5 protein-coding genes are annotated in these 3,522 nt (G+C 40.3%); 3 read left to right on the top strand and 2 right to left on the bottom strand.

What is annotated here, in order from left to right:
* Together PF479_RS12645 and PF479_RS12640 are read right to left on the bottom strand one after the other, a co-directional pair.
* A partial coding sequence (locus PF479_RS12645) for an IS1634 family transposase (RefSeq protein ID WP_298007141.1) occupies positions 1-1,037 on the bottom strand: 1,037 nt, incomplete at its 3' end.
* Between the two features lie 445 nt (positions 1,038-1,482).
* Positions 1,483-1,686 (bottom strand): hypothetical protein, encoded by a 204-nt coding sequence (locus tag PF479_RS12640; protein ID WP_298007139.1) that lies wholly within the window; start codon positions 1,684-1,686, stop codon positions 1,483-1,485.
* On the opposite strand from PF479_RS12640, the gene PF479_RS20830 reads away from it, so the two are divergent.
* The 3 genes from PF479_RS20830 to PF479_RS12625 form a co-directional block, all read left to right on the top strand.
* A complete protein-coding gene (locus PF479_RS20830) occupies positions 1,606-2,943 on the top strand; it encodes a Fic family protein (protein WP_367277238.1) in 1,338 nt (445 codons plus the stop codon). The two genes, PF479_RS12640 and PF479_RS20830, sit on opposite strands and share 81 nt — an antisense overlap.
* Positions 2,940-3,071, top strand: a complete 132-nt coding sequence (locus PF479_RS12630; protein WP_298007137.1) for a hypothetical protein — start codon at positions 2,940-2,942, stop codon at positions 3,069-3,071. The genes PF479_RS20830 and PF479_RS12630 overlap by 4 nt, the downstream gene beginning before the upstream one ends.
* Positions 3,072-3,192: 121 nt before the next feature.
* On the top strand, positions 3,193-3,522 hold a 330-nt coding region (locus tag PF479_RS12625; RefSeq protein WP_298007134.1), incomplete at its 3' end, for a hypothetical protein.

The following is a 3,522-nucleotide window of genomic DNA, read 5'->3' as shown; positions in this document are numbered from 1 at the left end:
GGTTTCATATCGGAAAAATCTATTTCAAAAGGAACACTGCCACGATTTACAACAATATAATGGTATCTTTTCTCTTTTAGCCAATTAAGATTATCCTCAGTGGCAATACCTGCATCCATTACGATAGTCTTATCACTGATTACTGAGAGGTTCATTTCCATCTTTTCTACCATCTCGGGTAATGTAGCGGCCTCAGACTGGTTTCCAGGGAATAATTCACTATATTTTGCAAACCCTAATTCATCGACGATCATTCCCATAGTAACAAGACTGCAGTCAGATCTTTTTTCTTTCGATCTACCAAATTTCGCTTTCGGATTACCTTTTGATTCTCCCTCAAAATATGAATTGGTAAGGTCAAAAAAGAAGAGGTTTTCTTCTAATGAAAAAAGATCTTTTTCCTTCTCGGTCAGATGCTTTTCAAGTTCTTCTTTGACATTAAAAAGAGAATCGCCGGCCCGGTAATCGGAATTTAATGAAGGTCTTAATGGTGATCCTACTATTTCAAACAGGGAAGATCTATTTTCAGCCCAGTCCTGGGTATATCGCTCACTGCCCGGATCAACAAGCCTTCCGATTACAAGAGATTCCAGGATTGGAATAGTCTTTTCCGGTATATCCATTTTTTTAAGAAACTCATTCATTTCCAATTCATTCCAGATGGAATCACACAGGTATTCGCCCCCAAAACTTCTGGATTTTGATGCTTCTATAGAATTTATGTCAAACATGAGGAAATCAGAAGATTCAGAATCCTGATTCACCTCTGCTCTCTTATCAAATATTTTTGTAGCTGTATGCCTTGCTATTTTTTCAATTTCAGCAGGAATATTATCAAAGCTTTTCTGTCCGGTAAGTATATCTTCAATTCTTCTTGCCAGTGTCTTGTACAGAGAAGGATCAAGATCCAGCTTTCCAAGATTTAGTATGAGCTTCTGCCTTGGTCCCTCCTCTGTTCTTATACTTTCTACCAGATGGAGATACTCATATTTCTTATCTGTATGGCCATTGCCTTTAATAACTTTTTTAATATACATAATCAGAATTTTTTACTATATAAGCCAGAAGCGCAAGCATAATAACACGCGGTGGGTCACTACGCAAACGATTCTAACGATATCCTCCACACTACGGGGGGGTAGAGGAGGAAAAACGGTGCATTTAGGCAATATTTTATTTACTTTCTAATAATTTTGGCGAACTTGGGTTAAAGAGTTGGCTGAAAAGCTGGAATTGACTGTGGATGGAATAAAGTATCACATTAAAGAACTGAATAAACAAAAGAAAATCCAATATATAGGATCATCTAAAAAAGGTCACTGGGAGATTCTGAAAAATGAGCAATTATGATGAGGCCACTTTTGAATCGGCTATAGAGATTTATCTATCAGAACACGATAAGTACATCAAAAGGGATCACACTCAATTCGATAGGAAACTGTGTATTGATACTGAGATCTTCTGTGAGTTTGTAAAACAGTCTCAACCTAAAGAATGGAGACGGCAGTGAAGGAATCCCAGAATGTAGAATTCAAACAGTCCTGACGGGATGAATACCTGAAGTGGATCTGCGGTTTTGCCAATGCCCAGGGCGGCGAACTTTTTATAGGTATTGATGATACGGGGAAAGTCATCGGACTGTCTTCGGCGGATAAACTTCTTGAAGAAATTCCCAATAAGATTCAATTCTTACTTGGTATTATCTGCCCCGTCGATATCCTGACTAAAGAAGGGAAGGACTATTTAAAGATAACTGTTGAACCCCATTCTTTTCCCGTCAATTACAAAGGGCCGTACCACTACAGAAGCGGTAGTACAAAGCAGGAGCTGAGAGGGTCTGCCCTGGATCAGTTTATTTTAAAAAAGCAGGGGAAACACTGGGATGGAGTCCCTGTTCCGGGAATTGACATAGAAGACCTGGATGTCCGGAGTATTGAAGACTTTCGTGAGACTGCTGTAAAGAGGCAGCGACTGGCTGACTCCAGCCTTGAAGAAACACACCCTCAGTTCTTAGAGAAACTGAAACTCAAAGAGAAGAATTACTACACCAGAGCTGCTGTTCTACTATTTGCACGGCATCCTGAGTATAAAATAAGCGGAGCTACTGTTAAAATCGGCTATTTTCAGAATGAAGCTGATATCCTGTTTCAGGATGAAGTGACGGGTGATTTATTTTCGCAGGCGGATCAAACCCTTGATCTTCTGATGACGAAATATACAAGAGCCATGATTTCCTATGAAGGAACAACCAGGCTGGATACTCCACCGGTCCCCAGAGAGGCCCTGCGTGAAGCTATTCACAATGCCATTGTCCATAAAGATTATGGAAGTTCAATTCCTGTTCAGATTCGTGTATATGAAGATAAAATCAGAATGTGGAATGCCTGCATTCTTCCCGAGGGATGGGATTTGTCAAAGCTTACCGGTCCACATCCTTCAGATCCTCATAATCCGGATATTGCCGGAGCATTTTTCAGAACTGGTAAAATAGAGTCATGGGGAAGGGGAATTGAAAAAATATATCATGCTTGTGAGTCTATCGGAAATCCTTCACCTGTTTATGAGCTAGAACTGAGAGGGATGTGGCTTGAATTCCCTTTCTCTCAAGAGTATAAGGACGCTACCGGGAATATTAAAGGTTCAACCGATCAGAACACTACCCCTAAAAAAGGAATAACCGGACATGATACCGGACATGATACCAGACATGATACCGAGCAAGTGAAACGGCTTCTTTCTTCAATGGCCCTGGATAGGGAATATACAAGAGCGGAATTAATGGATGAATTATCCATGAATCATCGGGAAACATTTTCTGAGAACTATCTAAAACCAGCTCTAAAACTCGGTTATATAGAAATGACAATTCCGGACAAACCTAAAAGTAAAAATCAAAGGTATAGGGTCTGCTATAAAAAACAGTTGGGAGATAGTGAAAAATGAGTAATTATGATGAGGCCACCTTTGAAACGGCCATTGAGATTTATCTATCTGAACACGATAAATACATCAAGCGGGATTACACTCAGTTTGACCGGAAACTCTGTATCGATACTGAAATATTAAAATAAACTCTTTATCCTTTTTTGAATTGGATTATACTTTTAAGTGATTTTTGAGATACCGCAAATCTTCCTTTCTTACCTTCTGGATGCGGTTTATAGCTTCATGCATGAATCGGAGGTCATTCATATGGATAAAAAGAAAAAGTCCGAACCTGTAGATTATGAGGTTTTTGATGTTGAAGAGGACACGAAGGGACTCTACTGCCTCTGTCTTGAGGACTGGTCGGATGAGATGAAAGAGGCGGGGAACCGAAAATCCCTCTGGTATGATCAGATGAAAAACAGAGGTCTCGGAGCCAAAATGATTAAAGGCTCTGATGGGGTTATAAGCGGAATGATTCAGTATGTTCCGGCCGAGTATGCCCCCCTGACTGGTGAAAACTTCTACTTCATCTACTGTGTCTGGGTTCACGGACACAAAAAAGGGATCGGAGATAAACGGGGCCGGGGTATGGGG

It is taken from the genome of Oceanispirochaeta sp. (genome assembly GCF_027859075.1).
In the GTDB taxonomy this organism is placed as follows: Bacteria; Spirochaetota; Spirochaetia; order DSM-2461; family DSM-2461; genus Oceanispirochaeta.
Note: the sequence above shows the minus strand (reverse complement) of the source record. Positions and strands in the feature narration are given on the sequence as shown.

Bases quoted from the DNA above. Each gene is read 5' to 3' on its own strand.
- PF479_RS12630 (WP_298007137.1), top strand. From the start codon at position 2,940: ATGAGTAATTATGATGAGGCCACCTTTGAAACGGCCATTGAGATTTAT.